At 71.7% G+C, this 16,307-nt stretch carries 21 protein-coding genes; 10 read left to right on the top strand and 11 right to left on the bottom strand.

The window, feature by feature from the left end; all coding sequences use genetic code 11:
* From JWQ91_RS03840 to JWQ91_RS03810, 7 genes are all read right to left on the bottom strand, one after another.
* Positions 1-180: hypothetical protein (locus JWQ91_RS03840; protein WP_297781057.1), on the bottom strand; the 180-nt coding region annotated here is incomplete at its 3' end.
* Positions 181-380: 200 nt separating this feature from the next.
* Positions 381-776 carry a hypothetical protein gene (locus JWQ91_RS03835; RefSeq protein WP_297781055.1) on the bottom strand — a complete coding sequence of 132 codons (396 nt, stop codon included), beginning with the start codon at positions 774-776 and terminating at the stop codon, positions 381-383.
* Positions 773-1,492, bottom strand: a complete 720-nt coding sequence (locus JWQ91_RS03830; protein WP_297781052.1) for a dihydrofolate reductase family protein — start codon at positions 1,490-1,492, stop codon at positions 773-775. Before JWQ91_RS03830 ends, JWQ91_RS03835 begins: the two co-directional genes overlap by 4 nt.
* Entirely contained in the window at positions 1,489-2,304 is an 816-nt protein-coding gene (locus JWQ91_RS03825) for a lysylphosphatidylglycerol synthase domain-containing protein (protein WP_297781050.1), read from the bottom strand. Before JWQ91_RS03825 ends, JWQ91_RS03830 begins: the two co-directional genes overlap by 4 nt.
* The gene (locus tag JWQ91_RS03820; protein ID WP_297781047.1) at positions 2,301-3,281 is read right to left on the bottom strand and encodes a glycosyltransferase family 4 protein; all 981 of its coding nucleotides are present in this window, start codon (positions 3,279-3,281) and stop codon (positions 2,301-2,303) included. Before JWQ91_RS03820 ends, JWQ91_RS03825 begins: the two co-directional genes overlap by 4 nt.
* Complete coding sequence (locus JWQ91_RS03815; RefSeq protein ID WP_297781044.1) at positions 3,278-3,655, bottom strand: 6-carboxytetrahydropterin synthase; 378 nt, start codon at positions 3,653-3,655, stop codon at positions 3,278-3,280. The genes JWQ91_RS03820 and JWQ91_RS03815 overlap by 4 nt, the downstream gene beginning before the upstream one ends.
* Positions 3,655-4,644 carry a zinc-binding alcohol dehydrogenase gene (locus JWQ91_RS03810; protein WP_297781041.1) on the bottom strand — a complete coding sequence of 330 codons (990 nt, stop codon included), beginning with the start codon at positions 4,642-4,644 and terminating at the stop codon, positions 3,655-3,657. The genes JWQ91_RS03815 and JWQ91_RS03810 overlap by 1 nt, the downstream gene beginning before the upstream one ends.
* Before the next feature lie 82 nt (positions 4,645-4,726).
* Between JWQ91_RS03810 and JWQ91_RS03805 the strand changes: the two genes are divergently transcribed.
* A complete protein-coding gene (locus tag JWQ91_RS03805) occupies positions 4,727-6,874 on the top strand; it encodes a CDP-alcohol phosphatidyltransferase family protein (protein ID WP_297781039.1) in 2,148 nt (715 codons plus the stop codon).
* Here the strand turns inward: JWQ91_RS03805 and JWQ91_RS03800 are convergent.
* Entirely contained in the window at positions 6,871-7,569 is a 699-nt protein-coding gene (locus tag JWQ91_RS03800) for a zf-HC2 domain-containing protein (protein WP_297781036.1), read from the bottom strand. The genes JWQ91_RS03805 and JWQ91_RS03800 overlap by 4 nt on opposite strands.
* A complete protein-coding gene (locus tag JWQ91_RS03795; protein ID WP_366521347.1) occupies positions 7,566-8,093 on the bottom strand; it encodes a sigma-70 family RNA polymerase sigma factor in 528 nt (175 codons plus the stop codon). Before JWQ91_RS03795 ends, JWQ91_RS03800 begins: the two co-directional genes overlap by 4 nt.
* Before the next feature lie 189 nt (positions 8,094-8,282).
* Here JWQ91_RS03795 and JWQ91_RS03790 point away from each other — a divergent pair, with 189 nt between their 5' ends.
* From JWQ91_RS03790 to JWQ91_RS03765, 6 genes are all read left to right on the top strand, one after another.
* Entirely contained in the window at positions 8,283-9,488 is a 1,206-nt protein-coding gene (locus JWQ91_RS03790) for an acyltransferase (protein ID WP_297781033.1), read from the top strand.
* A gap of 61 nt (positions 9,489-9,549) precedes the next feature.
* Positions 9,550-9,942, top strand: coding sequence for a YkvA family protein (locus tag JWQ91_RS03785; RefSeq protein ID WP_297781059.1), 393 nt, complete (start codon positions 9,550-9,552; stop codon positions 9,940-9,942).
* A 64-nt stretch (positions 9,943-10,006) separates the two neighbouring features.
* Positions 10,007-11,455, top strand: coding sequence for a DNA-3-methyladenine glycosylase 2 (locus tag JWQ91_RS03780; protein ID WP_297781031.1), 1,449 nt, complete (start codon positions 10,007-10,009; stop codon positions 11,453-11,455).
* Complete coding sequence (locus JWQ91_RS03775) at positions 11,452-11,913, top strand: methylated-DNA--[protein]-cysteine S-methyltransferase (protein ID WP_297781028.1); 462 nt, start codon at positions 11,452-11,454, stop codon at positions 11,911-11,913. Before JWQ91_RS03780 ends, JWQ91_RS03775 begins: the two co-directional genes overlap by 4 nt.
* A gap of 27 nt (positions 11,914-11,940) precedes the next feature.
* Positions 11,941-12,348 (top strand): DUF6855 family protein, encoded by a 408-nt coding sequence (locus JWQ91_RS03770; RefSeq protein ID WP_297781026.1) that lies wholly within the window; start codon positions 11,941-11,943, stop codon positions 12,346-12,348.
* 68 nt (positions 12,349-12,416) lie between these two features.
* Positions 12,417-12,860, top strand: a complete 444-nt coding sequence (locus JWQ91_RS03765; protein WP_297781024.1) for a hypothetical protein — start codon at positions 12,417-12,419, stop codon at positions 12,858-12,860.
* 89 nt (positions 12,861-12,949) lie between these two features.
* On the opposite strand, the gene JWQ91_RS03760 is transcribed toward JWQ91_RS03765, so the two are convergent.
* A complete protein-coding gene (locus JWQ91_RS03760) occupies positions 12,950-13,666 on the bottom strand; it encodes an IclR family transcriptional regulator (protein ID WP_297781022.1) in 717 nt (238 codons plus the stop codon).
* Positions 13,667-13,725: 59 nt separating this feature from the next.
* Between JWQ91_RS03760 and leuC the strand changes: the two genes are divergently transcribed.
* The gene (gene leuC / locus JWQ91_RS03755) at positions 13,726-15,147 is read left to right on the top strand and encodes a 3-isopropylmalate dehydratase large subunit (RefSeq protein WP_297781019.1); all 1,422 of its coding nucleotides are present in this window, start codon (positions 13,726-13,728) and stop codon (positions 15,145-15,147) included.
* A gap of 2 nt (positions 15,148-15,149) precedes the next feature.
* Positions 15,150-15,749, top strand: a complete 600-nt coding sequence (gene leuD / locus JWQ91_RS03750) for a 3-isopropylmalate dehydratase small subunit (RefSeq protein ID WP_297781018.1) — start codon at positions 15,150-15,152, stop codon at positions 15,747-15,749.
* 87 nt (positions 15,750-15,836) lie between these two features.
* Here the strand turns inward: leuD and JWQ91_RS03745 are convergent, their stop codons facing one another.
* Positions 15,837-16,022, bottom strand: a complete 186-nt coding sequence (locus tag JWQ91_RS03745) for a hypothetical protein (RefSeq protein ID WP_297781015.1) — start codon at positions 16,020-16,022, stop codon at positions 15,837-15,839.
* 44 nt (positions 16,023-16,066) lie between these two features.
* Between JWQ91_RS03745 and JWQ91_RS03740 the strand changes: the two genes are divergently transcribed.
* Positions 16,067-16,307: 1-acyl-sn-glycerol-3-phosphate acyltransferase (locus JWQ91_RS03740; protein ID WP_297781012.1), on the top strand; the 241-nt coding region annotated here is incomplete at its 3' end.

Below are 16,307 nucleotides of genomic sequence, written 5' to 3'. Positions count from 1 at the left end.
GATGCCGATCACGTGGGCGGTGCTGATGCGCCCGTCGTGCCAGGCCTGCCACACCTGCGGCATCGTCGCCCGCAACCGGCGGGCCCGGGCGACCCGGCGCTCGATCGTCGGCACGGGCAGTGTCATCGCCAACGACAGCTCGTGCACCGCGGCCTCGACCCGCAGGCGTCCAAGCTCCACGACACCGGCCCGTTCACCGGCGGTCCGGGCCCGATCGACTTAGTCCAGCACCACGGCGGCCTCGCCGGCCTCCAACGAGGCCAGGGCCTGACGACGCACCACGATCTGATCGATCATCTGCTGGTCGTCGAGCATGATATCCCCTGCGGTTGCGGTCTTTCCTCCAGTCTAGGGACCGGGTCTGACAAGCAGTCGCGACGTCAACCGCCGGGGGATCCCGTGGTCCTCCGCCCGGTGGCGCCACGGTTGGGTCGTTCCTCATTCAGCCCGTAGGCACCGGCCAACACCGCGAGCACCTCGGATGCCGCCGCCACCCAGGCGTACCAGCTCCAGTCGGTGTGGATGCCGAACAGCTCGCCGTTCACCGCGATCAGGAAGCAGAGCAGGGTCGTGGCACCGAAGCCGGCGAGGGCGAACAACGGGAGCCAGTGCTTCCAGACCAGCAGGGCCGCCGCGATGCCGAAGCCGGCGACGACGTTGACGACGAAGAGGGCACCGACGGTCCCTTGGTCCTTCACGCCGTCGAACCACAGATACAGGTGGACCACCGCGGACACGACTGCCGCCAGTGCGCCGACCATTCGAGCTGCCGTCATGACTGACCTCCTTGGTCTTCTTCTGTAGACACGTCCGCAGCGCCGGAGTGGTTCAACACGTAGCGGAGCAGGACGACGTCCCCGATGGGCCGGGTCTCGACCAGGTGGGCGCGGTCGCCTCCGGTGAAGGGGAAGGTGCCGGGTCCGACGAAGCGGGTCGCCTCGGCGTTGCCGACGAAGAGCGGGGCGACGACCAGCTGGAGCTCGTCGGCCAGGCCCTCGGTGAGGAACTGCGTGTGCACCTCGCCACCGCCCTCGACCATCAGCCGGCGGACACCGCGCTCGTAGAGGTCTGCACCGACGGCAGCCAGCTCCACCGGGCGGCCGCCGTCGATCACGGTCGCCAGCGAGCCGAGCTGCTCGGTGGCCGTGGCCAGGCTGTCGGTGGCGCAGTAGACGAGCTTGGGTGCGTCGCCGACGGTGAAGAACCGGGCTTCCGGGGAGAGCTTGGCTCGGTTGGTGACGGTGACCTTGGTCGGCTGCGGGGCCCGGCCGTCGGTGCAGCGGCGGGTGATCCGGTCGGGGGAGCGGACCTGGAGGCGGGGGTCGTCGTTGCGGACCGTCGCGGCGCCGACCAGGATCGCGTCGCTCTCGCTGCGCAGCTCGTCGACGCGGTCGAAGTCGGCGTCGTTGGAGAGCAGCAGGCGGTGGTCGCTGCCGTCGTCCAGGTAGCCGTCGAGGGACATGCAGCAGGACAGGATCGTGTAGGGCCTCATGACGTCGTGCCCTCCGCGGGGGCGCGCGAGGCCAGCACCAGGAGGCCGGGAAGCGTGGCCAGGCTGGAGAGGACGCCGAAGGTGACGGCGACCGTCAGGCCTGTTGCGGTGGTGGAGCCGAACGCGGTGAACGCATAGGCGGCGACGCCTTCGCGCGGGCCCCAACCGGCGATGTTGAGGGGGAGGGCGGCGCCGAGGAGGACGAGGGCTCCGATGGGCAGCAGGGTGGTGAGGGGGAGGTGGGTGGACTGGGCCGCGATGACGAAGACCAGCAGGTGCCCGGCGGTGCTCAGCGCGGACAACACCGCGACCGCGCCAAGAGCCGGCAGCGCCAGCGCCACCGCGGCCACTCCCCACCACCGCCAGGGACCCGGCAGCAGCAGTGCGCCGACCAGCGCGACCTGCACCACCTGACCGATGCCGCGCTCCAGCAGCACGGCGCGCCAGCCATGGCGGACACCACGGTGCAGATCACCGACGACACCACCCGGGAGGGCGACGTTGATGAGCTGCGAGCGGTAGTAGGCCGCGTACGCCGTCCCGAGGGGGAGTGGGGCGTCGTAGCGGCTGGCCACCAGGGTCCATCGCTTGGCGCAGCAGTAGGTCGTGGCCGCGGTGATGAGGAGCGCTGCCAGCACCGCCCACGGCCGGACGGCGAGGAGGCCGTCGAGGAACGGTCCGGCTCCGAGCTGCCGGAACAGGACGAGCAGGACCACCAGGCCGGCGGCGAGGCGAGTCGCGCGGTGGTGGACCCAGGTGGGTTCGCGGCGGTTGCTGCGCCAGCGTGCCGCGACCGTCGTGGGGATCGTCATCGGAGGGGCTCCAAGGCGGTCGCGACGGCGGCGGCGGTGGCTTCCCAGGTGGGCAACGTGCGGCGGCGGACCCGGACGGCGTGCCGGATCCAGCGGCGCAGGGTCGGGTCCTCGAGCCAGAGGCGCAGGGAGCGGGCCAGGGGTTCGGGGTCGTCCGGGCGGACCAGCATGCCGGGGCTGTCGTCGCTGACGGTTCCCAACGCCTCGGGGACACCGCCGACAGCGCTGCCCACGACCGGGAGCCCGTGGGCGAGGGCCTCGGTGACGACCATTCCGTAGGTCTCCGCGCGCGAGGGCAGCAGGGCGAGGTCGGACGACGCGTAGGTGGCGTGCACTCCCGCGCTCGACAGCTCCCCGACGAAGCGGATCCGGTCGGTGATGCCGGCGTCGGCTGCCTGCTTGCGGAGCCGGTCGACGAACGGGTGGTCGACATCCACGGAGCCGACCAGGGTGCAGGTCCAGTCGAGGTCGGCCAGCGCGCCGAGGGCGGCGAGCAGGATGTCGTGGCCCTTGGCGGGAGCCAGCGTGGCGACGCAGAGCAGCTCGTTGCCGGCGACCGAGCCGAGGGTGGGCAGGACGCGCGGGACGCCAGGGGTGGCGACGTGCACCCGACGCGGGTCGAGGTGGCGGCGCAGCAGCGTGCGTCGGGTCCATTCACTGGTGGTGATCACCGCCGGGGCGTCGGCGAACAGCTCGCTCTCGCCCGGGACACCGAAGATCATGTGCACCAGCGGCACGACGTGGATCGCGGCATCGAGGAAGGCCTCGGGAGCCCAGGAGGCGACCACGCTGTCGACGAGCACGGTGCTTCCGGTGGGCATCGCGGCGGCCGCGTGGCTCGCCTCGTCGGGCCGGACCTCGTGGGTGACGACGTCCCAGCCGCGTGCGACCAGTGCGGCGTGCAGGTGCCGGTCGTAGACGTTGCCGCCGCTGGGTCGGTCCGCGAAGCCGGCCGGGACCAGCAGGTGGATGATCACAACGGCCTCGTGTAGCCGGCCCAGGCGATGTGCGACTCGTGCAGGGTCACCTCGAGCTCCGTCACCGCATCACCGGCGAACCGGGGAGCGAGGCGGTCGGCCACCCAGCGGGCGATCACCTCGGTCGAGGTGTTGAGGCCCTTGAACTCGTCCTCGTCGTCCAGGTTGCGGCAGTGCACCGCGGCGAGGACGTCCTTGAGCTCGTCCGCAGCGCGGCCGATGTCGACCAGGATCCCGTCCGGGCCGAGGTCGGGTCCGCGGAAGGTCACGTCGACGACGTACGTCGCGCCGTGCAGGCGTTGGGCCGGTCCGAAGACCTCCCCCTCGAAGCTGTGCGCGATCATCACGTGGTCGCGAACGGTCACGGCGAACATCAGGCCTCCCCAGGATCGAGCACAGAGCCGTAGGTGATGCTGTGGCAGAGCGCGGTGCGCCGTCCGGTGGCGAGCTCGGCCATCACGGTCGGCAGGTCCTCGAACGGTGAGGAGCCGGTGAGCAGGGCGTCGTAGGCGGGGTCGCGGAGCAGATCCAGGGCCAGGGCCAGCCGCTGCGAACGAGTGCGGCGGTGCCGGCGGCGCAGCGCGACCTCGCCGACCTGGCTGGCCCGGATCCGCAGCCGTCCAGAGTGGAACGCGCCTCCGAGGTCGAGTCTGACCGGGGTGTCGCCGTACCAGCTCAGGTCGATGACCTCGCCGTCCTGGGCCAGCAGCTCGAGGGAGCGTCGCAGCCCGGTCGACGTCGCACTGGCGTGCAGCACCAGGTCGCGGTCGCCGCTGACCTCGTCGGGGTGCGCGAACTCCACGCCCAGCATCTCGGCGACCGTGGCGCGCGCCGGGTCCACGTCGACCAGGGTCGCCTCGACCCCCGGGACGTCGGCGAGCAACCGGGCCACGCAGCAACCGACCATGCCGGCGCCGACGACGGCGATCCGGTCACCGATCAGCGGGGCGGCGTCCCAGAGCGCGTTCACGGCGGTCTCGACGGTGCCGGCCAGGACGGCGCGGTCGGCCGGGACGCGGTCCGGGACGACCGTCACGGCGGTCGCCGGGACGACGTAGGCGGTCTGGTGGGGGTGCAGGCAGAACACGGTCCGACCCAGCAGGGCGGCGTCGCCGTCCTCGACCACGCCGACGCTCAGGTAGCCGTACTTCACCGGTCCGGGGAAGTCACCCTCCTGGTGCGGCGCCCGCATCCGTTCGAACTGGTCGACCGGGACGGCGCCGCGGAACACCAGCGTCTCGGTGCCCCGGCTGATCGCCGAGCGCACCGTGCGGACCCGGACCTGACCGGCTGTCGGACGGCCGACCGCGACGGGCCGGATCTCGCCCCGGCCACGGCTGACCCAGAACGCCTGTTCCTGCACGTCGGTCTCCGTCCCGCGGCCCCGGTTGAACCCGGCGGGCGCGCTGTTCGTGTTGCCCCCGTACTGAGAACACGGAGGCGCAGTGCATCAGGTTCAGATCAAGCCGCAGAAGCTGCTCTCGGCGGCGAACCTGGTCACGGGGGTCCGTTTCGTCCTGGCGGCCGCGGTGGCCGTGGTCGCGCTGCTCGACGGCCCGCGGGAGCTCCTCGGTGCGCTGGCCGCGATCGCCCTCGTCAGCGACTTCGTCGACGGCCGCCTGGCCCGGGCGCTCGGCACCGTCACCCCGCTCGGCGCGCGGCTCGACCAGGAGTCGGATGCGCTGCTGATCCTGGTGCTCAGTGCGGTCGTGGCGGGCGACCTGGGGGTCTGGGTGCTCGGCGTCGGCGTCGCCCGGTATGCGTTCGGTGCGCTGTTCACGCTCGTCCCGTCACTTCGCACGCCGCCGGTCCGGCCGCGGTACTGGTGCAAGGTCGTCGCCGCTTCGGTCGGCATCGTGCTCGCGGTGGTCGCGACGGTGCCGATGCCGTCGGTGATGGCGGCGTCTCTCGTGGTCGGCGTCGCGCTGCTGCTCGCGGAATCATTCCTGCACGAGGCCGTCGACCGCTGGCGGGCACCGCGTCCGGTGCTGCGGCCGCGTGGCGTGACCGTGATCGCGTTCGCCGTGGTCTGGGCTGCGCTGGTGGTGCCGACCGACCGCGAGCAGCTGAGCGGAGCCGTGTTCCTGCGGCTGCCGCTGGAGGTCCTGCTGGTGACGGGGCTGGCGCTGCTCCCGTGGCGCAAGTCCCGGACGGCGATCGCCGCTCTGGTCGGAGTGCTGCTCGCCGTCCTGGTGCTGCTGACCGCGCTCGATCTCGGGTTCCAGGCGGTCTTCGACCGCTCCTTCGACCCGGTCGGCGACTGGTCCTACCTGGGTCCGGGGGTCGGCGTGCTCGGCGACTCGATCGGGTCGGGGTGGGCGCACGTCGCCGCCGCCCTCGCTGCGCTCGCCGTGGCGGCGGTGCTGGTCGGCGTCCCGCTCGCAGTCGTCCGGCTGGTCGCGGTCGCGGCGGAGCATCGACGGGCATCGATCGCCGCGGCGGCCGGGTTCGGACTGGTCTGGGGACTGCTCGCCACCGCCGGGACGACGGTCCCCGCAGCGGGAGCCGCCGACCTGACCGTGACCGAGGTGGGTGCCGTCCGAGCCGGGCTGGCCGACCGCCAGGCCTTCGCCGCCGAGATCGCGGCTGACCACTACGCCGTCACCGCGCGGCGCGACCCCGCCTCCCTCCTCTCCGGGCTGGCGGGCAAGGACGTGCTGCTGGTGTTCGTGGAGAGCTACGGCCGCGCTGCCGTCCAGGGCACCTCGTACTCGCGGGGCATCACCCAGGTGCTCGACGAGGGGACCGCCGTCCTGGACGCCGCCGGCTACCACTCCCGCAGCGCGTTCCTGACCTCGCCGACGTTCGGTGCGGGATCCTGGCTGGCGCACTCGTCACTGCAGTCCGGCCTCTGGGTCGACAGCGAGCGCCGCTACCGGCAGCTGCTCGGCACGGACCGGCTCACCCTGACCAGGCTGTTCGGCAGGGCGGGCTGGCACACGGTGTTCGACGTGCCCGCCAACACCGAGGACTGGCCCGCGGGCAAGGACTTCTACCGCTTCCAGAGCTACTCGGACTCGCGCGACGTCGGCTACCGGGGCCCGAAGTTCGGCTACTCGCCCGTGCCGGACCAGTACACCCTCGAGCACTTCCGACGTGAGGAGCTCACGCCCGGTGCGAGGAGGCCGGTGATGGCGGAGATCGACCTGACGTCCAGCCACCACCCGTGGACCCCGGTGCCGCAGCTGATCCCGTGGAGCCAGGTCGGTGACGGGTCCGTCTACGACGCGATGCCGTTGACGCCCACCTCCACCCAGATCTTCGGTGACCCGGACGCGGTCAAGGCGATGTACGGAAGGACCGTCGAGTACACCTGGAAGACGCTGACCTCGTTCCTGACGGCCTACCGCGACCCCAACATGGTCCTGGTCGTGCTCGGTGACCACCAACCGCACGGCTACGTGAGCGGCGACAGCCCCGGCCACGACGTGCCGATCAGCGTGATCGCCTCCGACCCCGGGGTCATGAAGCGGATCGACCGCTGGCAATGGCAGCCCGGGCTGCGGCCGGCGCCGGACGCATCGGTGTGGCGGATGGACACCTTCCGCGATCGGTTCCTGACCGCGTTCGGTCCGGCGGCTCCGCACGGCTAGCGGAGCCTCAGCACGGTGTGGCCGTCGCTGGCCCGGATGGTGACGTCCTTGATGTCCTCGAGGGTGGCCGCGGTGCCGGTGGACAAGTGGATCGTCCTGCCGGGCAGCGCCTTCCAGGAGGTGACCTCCTCGCGGCGGCCGTCGGTGTGGGTGACGACCATGCTGTAGGTCCAGGTCCTGGTCTCGGCCGGATAGCCAGGGCTCGCGGTGGCGTAGGTGCAGTCCAGGTCGAGCCGGGTGCCCCACGTGACCGGCGTCAGTGACACCCAGCCGGAGATGGGCTGCGCGCCGACCGGGGTGAGCTGTTCGGGAGCGGCGGTGCGCGCCGCGACCGTCGGGCTCGCGGACGGCGGCCCGTCGTCGTTGTTGGTGACCACGGCGGTGCCGATGGCGACCGCGATCACGGCCGCCGCGGCGATGCCGGCCACGATGGACATCCGCCGACGCTGGGCCTGGCGCGCGCGGCGCACGAGCGCGGGAAGCAGGGTGTCCGGGACCGGCGGCTGGTTGCGCCGGTCGTCGAAGACCTCGATCGGGACCCGGGCCAGGAGCCCGGGCAGACCGGCCAGCTGCCGGACCGACTGCCGGCAGGACGCGCAGCCGGGCAGGTGGCGTTCGTATGCCGTCCGGTCTCCCGGCGAGAGTGCGCCGAGGACGTAGGCGCTGTCCTCGTGCTCGTGTCCGCAGTCGCTCATGCGCCGCCCACCCCCATCTCCTCCAGAGCGAGCCGCAGGGCGCGCAGTGCGTAGTGTGTCCGGCTCTTGACGGTGCCTTCCGGGATGCCGAGCTCGCGGGAGGCCTCGGCGACGGACCGTCCGCGGTAGTAGCACTCCAACAGGATGGCGCGGTGATCGGCCGAGAGCTGGGTGACCGCCTCGGCGACGACCCAGGACTGGAGCAGCGTGTCGGTCGGGTCGACCGGAGTCGCCGGCTCGGGCAGTGCCTCGGTCGGGCGCTCGTTGCGATAGCGCTTGCTGCGCCACTCATCGACGACGATGTTGCGGGCGACGGTGAACAGCCAGGAGCGGATCGATCCGCGGGTCTCGTCGAGGACCTGCGGGCGCTGCCAGGCACGCAGCAGCGTCTCCTGGACGACGTCCTCGGCGCGGACCGGGTCCCCGGTCAGGTGCAGGCAGAAGCCCCACAACGCGGCCGCGTGCGCGTCGTGCAGCTGCTCCATCAGCATCCGCGGATCGTCGGCCATGACTTCGTGGTGCACCTCCGTCTCATGACACGCACCAAGGGTCGGATCGGTTCAACGGCCTGCCCCAACAGCATCCTCGTCAACGAGCGGGCGGTTGCGCGACACCGCGGCCCCGTTGCGGTTGCTCGCACGCGTCGTGGCGTGGAACCGCAACCGGTGGCGAACCGGCTGCGGCGGCGCCGAGCCCGGCCCTAGCCTCGCGGCATGAGACGCCACTCCCACGACCTCGCAACCATCGTGCTGCTGGAGGACGATCGCGGTCCGAGCGCCGCCGCGCGACAAGCCCGGCCCGACACCGCACGGGCCTCGCATCCGACCGGGCGCGACCGCTACCTCGACCTCCTGCGCGCCATCGCGCTGACCCGCATCGTCACGCTGCACACCTTCTACACGGCGAGCTGGCTGACCGTCGTCTTCCCGTCGATCGGCGTCATGTTCGCGCTGGCCGGCTCGTTGATGGCCCGCTCGCTGGAACGCCCGGCGGCCGGGGTGCTGAGGCGCCGCTCGAGGCGACTGCTGCTGCCCCTGTGGGTCTACAGCGCCACGGTGCTGACCGGTCTCCTCCTGCAGGGCTGGCGGGCGGGCTCGGACGGCGCCGTCGAGTGGTCCCTCAAGCTGCTGCTGTGGTTCGTCCCGATCGGGGACCCGCCGTTCCCGAACACCATCGGGTCGGACGCAGGTCTCCTGGAGGCGACGTGGGGCCTGCAGTCGGCCGACATCCTCTGGTACATCCGGGCGTACTTCTGGTTCGTGCTGCTGTCGCCCCTCCTGCTGAGGGCGTTCCGGCAGATGCCGTGGACCACGATGCTGACGCCGCTGGCGCTGCTCGTCGCGCTCTACGTCACGCCGGTGTCCCTGCCGGCGCAGCTCGACTCGGTCGCGTGGGACTTCTGCGCGTACGCGCCGTGCTGGATCCTGGGCTTCGCCCACCACGACGGGCTGCTGCGCCGGATCCCGCGGGACCTCGTCTTCGTCGGCGGGATCGCGCTGATGAGCCTGGGGCTGCTGTGGGTCTCGACCGGGCGGGACGGCACCGGCTGGGACCTGGGGCTGATGCCGATGGCCACGGCGCTGTGGTCGCTGGGATTCTGCGCCATGCTGCTGAGGATCTCGCCGTCGTGGTCGTCCTTCCCCCGCGCGCTGCGGCGCCTCGACAAGCCGGTGACGCTGATGAACCAGCGCGCCATCACGATCTACCTGTGGCACTGCCTGGTGCTGATGGCCCTCGTCCCGCTGATCGACCGGATGGGCCAGTACGAGATCGTCACCCAGTACGTCCCGTGGCTCTACTCGCCGTGGATGCAGTACGTCCTGGTCTGGCCGTTCCTGGCGCTCGTCGTCCTGGCGGTCGGCTGGGTCGAGGACGTCGCCGCGCGCCGACCGCCCCGCCTGTGGCCCACGCGCGGATAGGCGTACGCAGACGGATCGGGGAGGCTCCGGGCCGGCGCCGGTGTGTGAAGATCGCGGGGTGATGCTCGACGTCGTGCTCTCGGTCCTCGGGACGCTGGTCGTCCTGTGGGTCGCCGGGATGCTGCTGCTGTGGTGGAGGCGTCCCACGGACCTCAGGCTCGGCGACGCGCTGCGCCTCCTGCCGGACGTGATCGGGCTGGTGCGCCGACTCGCGGGCGACACGAGCCTGCCGCGCGGCGTGCGGATCAGGATCTGGCTGCTCGTGGCCTATCTGGCGATGCCGATCGACCTGGTCCCGGACTTCGTCCCGGTGCTGGGCCAGGCGGACGACGTCATCCTCGTCGCCCTCGTGCTGCGCTCGGTCGTGCGGCGGGCCGGGCCCGAGGCGGTGGAACGGCACTGGCGGGGTGGCGATGCCGGACTCGCCGTGGTCCGGCGCATGGCTCGCGCCTGACCGTGCCTGCGTACGCGTCCGAATCCCGCCAGTAGCTGTCGGCGGCACGCGGCATGATGGTGACATGTTCACCGATCACGAGCGCTGCTACCGGGCCGTCCAGTCCCGCGACGCCCGGTTCGACGGGGTGTTCTACACCGCGGTCCGGACGACCGGCATCTACTGCCGCCCGTCGTGCCCCGCGGTGACGCCGCGGGTGCAGAACGTGACCTTCTACGCGACCGCCGCTGCGGCCCAGGACGCGGGCTTCCGGGCCTGCCGCCGCTGCCGTCCCGACACGACCCCGGGCTCGCCGGAGTGGGATGTCCGGGCCGACGCGGTCGGACGCGCGATGCGGCTCATCGGCGACGGCGTCGTCGAGCGCGAGGGCGTGGAGGGGCTGGCCGCCCGGCTGGGCTACAGCCAGCGACACGTCAACCGGATGCTGACCCAGCAGCTCGGGGCGGGACCGCTCGCCCTGGCCCGCAGCAATCGTTCGCACGCGGCCCGCACGCTGATCGAGACGACCGACATGCCGATGGCCGACATCGCGTTCGCGGCCGGCTTCTCCTCGATCCGCCAGTTCAACGACTCGATCCGGCGGACGTACGACCTCACGCCCTCGCAGATGCGGGGGAGGCGTCGTCGGGGAGCGGTGACGGGACAGATCACGGTCCGACTCGCGGTGCGTCGGCCGTTCCACGCCGAGGCGCTGGTCGACTTCCTGCGCGCCCACGTCGTGCCCGGTGTCGAGGCGGTCGACGGCCGGACGTACGCGCGGGTGCTCCGCCTGCCGCACGGGCTGGGCGCCATGGCGGCGACCCTCGCCGACGACCACGTCTCGCTCGAGCTGGAGCTCGTCGACCTGCGAGACATGTCGACCGCGGTCGACCGGGTGCGCCGGATGCTCGACCTCGATGCCGATCCGGACGCGATCGACGAGGTGCTGTCCGCCGATCCGGCGCTGCGGGACCTCGTGCTCGCCGCTCCGGGCCTGCGGGTGCCGGCGCACGTCGACGGCTTCGAGGTCGCGGTTCGCACGATCGTGGGGCAGCAGGTGTCCGTCGCTGGGGCCAACACGGTCCTCGGCCGGCACATCGGCACGTTCGGCACCCCGGTCGACCTGGCGCTCGCGCGGACGTTCGGGCTGACCCACGCGTTCCCGTCCCCGGCGGCGCTGGCCGAGGCCGACGACGAGACCTTCGGGATGCCGCGATCGCGGGCCCGCGCCGTCATCGGCCTCGCGCAGGCCGTCGCCGACGGCAAGCTCGTCCTCGATCCCGGCGTCGACCGCGACGAGGTCCGCGAGCAGCTCCTGGCGATGCGCGGCATCGGGCCGTGGACCGCCGACTACGTCGTGATGCGCGCGCTGGCGCACCCCGACATCCTCCTGACGACCGATCTGGTGCTCAAGCGCGAGCTCGAGCGCCGCGGCATCACGCCGCAGGACACCGAGCGGTGGCGCCCGTGGCGCTCCTACGCCGGCATGCACCTGTGGCGCTCCACCCCCGCCTTCGAAAGGGCAATCCCATGACGACACGCTGGATGGACTCACCCATCGGTGGTCTGCGCCTGCACGCCTCGGCCGGGCTGGTCACCGCGATCGACTTCGGCGCCACGCCGCGGGGCGCGAGGACCGCGGACCCCGTCCTCGACCGCGCCGAGCAGCAGCTGGGCGAGTACTTCGCCGGCGAGCGCACCGCGTTCGACCTGCCGCTGGCCAACGACGGCTCCGAGTTCCAGAAGAAGGTGTGGGCCGAGCTGGTCCGCATCCCGTACGGCGAGACCGCGAGCTACGGCGAGATCGCCCGCCGGCTGGGCTACGAGCCGGTCATCTCCCGGGCCGTCGGGGCCGCCAACGGCGCCAACCCGATCCCGATCGTGGTCCCGTGCCACCGGGTCATCGGGGCCGACGGCACCCTGACGGGCTATGCCGGCGGGGTCGAGCGCAAGCGGATCCTGCTCGACCTCGAGCAGCCCGGCCTCTTCTAGCCGCCGGGCGCAGTCCATGCTGGGCACATGACGGACGCCAGCGGCACCAAGGACGACCCGTGGCTGCTCACCACGGCACCGGGCTCCTCGACGTACGAGATGTATCGCACCGAGTCGACCACGCCGCCGTCGCTGCGCTGCGTGGTCGGCACGACCTGGCTGTCCTACCGCGCCGAGGCGATCGAGGACCTGCACGCCTGGCTGCTCGAGCGGGGTGACTGGGTCGACCTCGGCGCCGCCGACGAGAAGAAGCCGGCCACGCCCGGCACCGTCGAGGCGTTCGGCCGGGACGAGGCCAACCCGGTCGGCGGCTGGTACGGCCTGCGGGCGGGCTATCGCGGCCGGTTCGGGATGTACCTGCCGCCGCTGCTCGAACGGCTGGGCCTGGCCGAGCTGACCCACGAGCCGCGCAACAACCGCGTGCGCGGAATCTGACGTCAGTTCGCCTCGCGTTCACCCGGGCGGGTCAGGATCGACGTGACCCAGCGATCCCGGAGGTGAACATGGGGACGAAGTCCGGCACGTCGGCTCCCCGGCCCGGCAAGACCCACAAGAAGCTCGCAGCCGCGACCGCCGAGGTCGAGGAGCTGACCACCCAGGTCCGGGCACTGCGCGCCCGGGTCCGCACGCTCGAGGCCGAGGCCGACATGTGGCGCAAGCGCGCCCGCAAGCAGCGATCCCGGGCGCGGAAGATCCGGGACGAGGCCGAGAAGGCCGTCGCGGCAGCGTCCGAGGCGGCACGCAGGCGGGCGGGCAAGAAGGCCGGGAAGCAGCTCCGGCACACCATCGCCGACCACCCGCGTGCAGAGCCACTCGCCCTGCGGGACGCCCCGCCGTTGCCGCAGGCGACGTGGACCGTGGCCCAGCTGCGTGCCGCGGCCCGTGACCAGGGCGTCGTCGGCTGCTCCCGGATGCGCAAGGAGCAGCTGCTCGCCGCCCTGGTCTGACTCACCCGTGACGGCGCAAGGCTGTGGACGACGCACGTGACCGAGTGCCCGCGGCGGACGACTTCGCGGCCTGGACTCGGTGTCCCGGGTCAGGACGTGCGGCGCAGGCTCTGCGACAGGCGCTCGGCGGCGGCGACCACGGCCGGCGCGTGCATGCGGCCGGGCTGGCGGGTCAGGCGCTCCAGCGGCCCGGACACCGACACGGCGGCGACGACCTTGCCGGAGGGGGAGCGGACCGGGGCGGAGACCGACCCGACGCCGTTCTCCCGCTCGCCGACGCTCTGGGCCCAGCCGCGACGGCGTACGGCCGACAGCTCGGCGGCCGAGAAGGTCGCCTTGAGCAGTCCCTTGTTCATACGCTCGGGATCCTCCCACGACAGCAGGATCTGGGCCGCGGAGCCGGCAGACATCGTCAGCTGGCCACCGACGGGGATCGAGTCGCGCAGTCCGGTCGGACGATCGGCGGCCGCGACGCACACCCGGAAGTCGCCCTGGCGGCGGAACAGCTGGGCCGACTCGCCGGTGATGTCCCGCAGACGGGCCAGGACCGGGCCGGCGGCGGCCAGCAGGCGGTCCTCGCCGGCGGCCGCGGCGAGCTCGCCGAGACGCGGGCCGAGGATGAACCGTCCTTGCATGTCGCGGGCGACGAGCCGATGATGTTCGAGGGCCACGGCCAGGCGGTGAGCCGTGGGCCGGGCGAGCCCGGTGCTCGCGACGAGTCCGGCGAGCGTGGCGGGGCCCGGCTCGAGCGCAGCGAGCACGAGTGCGGCTTTGTCGAGAACGCCGACTCCGCTAGAGTTGTCCATGTCTTGATACTGCCGTATCGCATTGTGAGACGCAAGTAGCGAAGAGCTAGGAGAGCACCATGGGCAAGACTCTTGCCGAGAAGATCTGGGAAGAACACGTCGTACGCCGTCACGAGGGCGAGCCCGACCTTCTCTACATCGATCTCCACCTCATTCACGAGGTCACCAGCCCGCAGGCGTTCGACGGCCTGCGGCTCTCCGGACGTAGCGTCCGCCGGCCCGACCTGACCCTCGCCACCGAGGACCACAACATCCCGACGACCGACCTCGACAAGCCGATCGCCGACCTCGTGTCGCGCACGCAGGTCGAGACGCTGCGCCGCAACTGCGCCGAGTTCGGTGTCCGCCTGCACCCCATGGGCGACATCGACCAGGGCATCGTGCACGTTGTCGGCCCGCAGCTCGGACTGACGCAGCCCGGCATGACGATCGTGTGCGGTGACTCGCACACGTCGACGCACGGCGCGTTCGGCTCGATCGCATTCGGCATCGGCACGTCCGAGGTCGAGCACGTCCTCGCGACGCAGTCGCTGTCGCAGGCCAAGCCCAAGATGATGGCCGTCGAGGTCGTCGGTGACCTGCCGGCCGGCTCGACCGCGAAGGACCTGATCCTGGCGCTCATCACGCAGGAGACCACCGGCGGCGGCCAGGGCTACATCGTGGAGTACCGCGGCGACGCGATCCGTGCGCTGTCGATGGAAGCCCGCATGACGATCTGCAACATGTCGATCGAGTGGGGCGCCAAGGCCGGGCTCATCGCGCCGGACCAGACGACGTACGACTACCTCAAGGGCCGCCCGTCGGCGCCGACCGGCGCCGACTGGGACGCCGCCGTCGAGCACTGGGACAGCCTGGTGACCGACGAGGACGCCGAGTTCGACAAGGTCATCACGATCGACGCCTCGACCATCACGCCGTTCGTGACGTGGGGGACCAACCCCGGCCAGGGCGTGCCGCTGTCGGGCAACGTCCCTGACCCCGCGTCGTTCGAGGACGACAACGAGCGCATCGCCGCCGAGAACGCCCTGCGCTACATGGGCCTCGAGGCCGGCACCCCGATGAAGGACATCCAGGTCGACACGGTCTTCATCGGCTCGTGCACCAACGGTCGCATCGAGGACCTGCGGGTCGCCGCGTCACTGATCGAGGGCCACAAGGTCGCCGCCGACACCCGCATCCTCGTGGTGCCCGGATCGGTGCGCGTACGCCTGCAGGCCGAGCAGGAGGGCCTCGACGTGATCTTCAAGGACGCCGGCGCCGAGTGGCGTGGTGCCGGGTGCTCGATGTGCCTGGGCATGAACCCCGACCAGCTGACGGTCGGCGAGCGCGCCGCGTCGACGTCCAACCGCAACTTCGAGGGACGTCAGGGCAAGGGTGGCCGTACGCACCTCGTGTCGCCCGACGTCGCCGTGGCGACCGGGATCCTCGGTCACCTCGCCGGCCCCGCCGACCTTGCCGAGCTCGAGAAGGCAGGAGCCTGACCATGGACAAGTTCTCCACGCACACCGGTGTCGGCGCTCCGCTGCGCCGCAGCAACGTCGACACCGACCAGATCATCCCGGCCGTGTGGCTCAAGAAGGTCACCCGGGACGGCTTCGAGGAGGGCCTGTTCTCGGCCTGGCGCAGCGATCCGGCGTTCGTGCTGAACCAGGACGCCTACAAGGACGCCACGGTCCTGGTCGCCGGACCCGACTTCGGCACCGGCTCGTCGCGGGAGCACGCCGTCTGGGCGCTGCAGAACTATGGCTTCAAGGCCGTCATCTCCCCGCGCTTCGGCGACATCTTCCGCGGCAACTCCGGCAAGGCCGGGCTGCTCGCGGCCGAGGTCGACGAGAAGGTCGTCCAGCGGCTGTGGGACTACCTCGACGCCAACCCGGGCGCGTCCGTCACGGTCGACCTCGAGACCCGGACGGTCAGGGCCGGCGAGGGCGTCGACGCGATCGAGGACTCGTTCACGATCGACGACTACACCCGCTGGCGCCTGCTGGAGGGCCTCGACGACGTCGGCATCACGCTGAGCCACGAAGAGGACATCGTGACGTACGAGGCGAAGCGTCCGACGTTCAAGCCCGTCACCCTCTGACCCCCTCTCGCTGACGCGTGGGTTCCGCCCGGTGACGCGTGGGTTGCGCCTGTCGTAACCCACGCGTCAGCGGCGATAACCCACGCGTCAGCGCCAGATGGCTACGGACGTGACCACGTCGTCGTCGGTCTGGAGGAAGACCCGCTGGCCGACGCGGAGGTGGCGGATGTGCTCGGCGAGGGACTCGGCGGCGAAGTCGAGCCGATGCCCCTGGTCGGTCAGGACGTGACCTGACCGGGTGCCCTCGTCGAAGCTCGCCACGGTGCCCTGCATGCCGATCACCCTAGTCGGCCGGGCGACCGATTAGGCTCGCTCCCATGCATCGCCGCCACTTCCCGAAGACCCTGAGGGTCATCGTGCTGTTCCTCCGGCCGATCCTCATGCTGGTCACGAAGCGGGACTGGCAGGGCCAGGAGAACCTCCCCGCGGGTGGCTGGGTCCTGGCCCCCAACCACATCTCCCACCTCGACCCCTTCCTGATCTCGCACTTCATGGTCGACCAGGGCATCCCGCCGCGGTTCCTCGCGAAGGACACCCTGATGAGCCTGCCGATCGGCG

Source organism: Aeromicrobium sp., assembly GCF_025965075.1.
GTDB lineage: Bacteria > Actinomycetota > Actinomycetes > Propionibacteriales > Nocardioidaceae > Aeromicrobium.
The sequence above is the reverse complement of the archived record's forward strand: the minus strand, read 5'-3'. Positions and strand labels throughout refer to the sequence as shown.

Coding starts and splice junctions, on each gene's coding strand:
- JWQ91_RS03835 (WP_297781055.1), bottom strand. CDS start 776: ATGACGGCAGCTCGAATGGTCGGCGCACTGGCGGCAGTCGTGTCCGCG.
- JWQ91_RS03830 (WP_297781052.1), bottom strand. CDS start 1,492: ATGAGGCCCTACACGATCCTGTCCTGCTGCATGTCCCTCGACGGCTAC.
- JWQ91_RS03825 (WP_297781050.1), bottom strand. CDS start 2,304: ATGACGATCCCCACGACGGTCGCGGCACGCTGGCGCAGCAACCGCCGC.
- JWQ91_RS03815 (WP_297781044.1), bottom strand. CDS start 3,655: ATGTTCGCCGTGACCGTTCGCGACCACGTGATGATCGCGCACAGCTTC.
- JWQ91_RS03800 (WP_297781036.1), bottom strand. CDS start 7,569: ATGAGCGACTGCGGACACGAGCACGAGGACAGCGCCTACGTCCTCGGC.
- JWQ91_RS03790 (WP_297781033.1), top strand. CDS start 8,283: ATGAGACGCCACTCCCACGACCTCGCAACCATCGTGCTGCTGGAGGAC.
- JWQ91_RS03785 (WP_297781059.1), top strand. CDS start 9,550: ATGCTCGACGTCGTGCTCTCGGTCCTCGGGACGCTGGTCGTCCTGTGG.
- JWQ91_RS03780 (WP_297781031.1), top strand. CDS start 10,007: ATGTTCACCGATCACGAGCGCTGCTACCGGGCCGTCCAGTCCCGCGAC.
- JWQ91_RS03775 (WP_297781028.1), top strand. CDS start 11,452: ATGACGACACGCTGGATGGACTCACCCATCGGTGGTCTGCGCCTGCAC.
- JWQ91_RS03770 (WP_297781026.1), top strand. CDS start 11,941: ATGACGGACGCCAGCGGCACCAAGGACGACCCGTGGCTGCTCACCACG.
- JWQ91_RS03765 (WP_297781024.1), top strand. CDS start 12,417: ATGGGGACGAAGTCCGGCACGTCGGCTCCCCGGCCCGGCAAGACCCAC.
- JWQ91_RS03760 (WP_297781022.1), bottom strand. CDS start 13,666: ATGGACAACTCTAGCGGAGTCGGCGTTCTCGACAAAGCCGCACTCGTG.
- leuC (WP_297781019.1), top strand. CDS start 13,726: ATGGGCAAGACTCTTGCCGAGAAGATCTGGGAAGAACACGTCGTACGC.
- leuD (WP_297781018.1), top strand. CDS start 15,150: ATGGACAAGTTCTCCACGCACACCGGTGTCGGCGCTCCGCTGCGCCGC.
- JWQ91_RS03745 (WP_297781015.1), bottom strand. CDS start 16,022: ATGCAGGGCACCGTGGCGAGCTTCGACGAGGGCACCCGGTCAGGTCAC.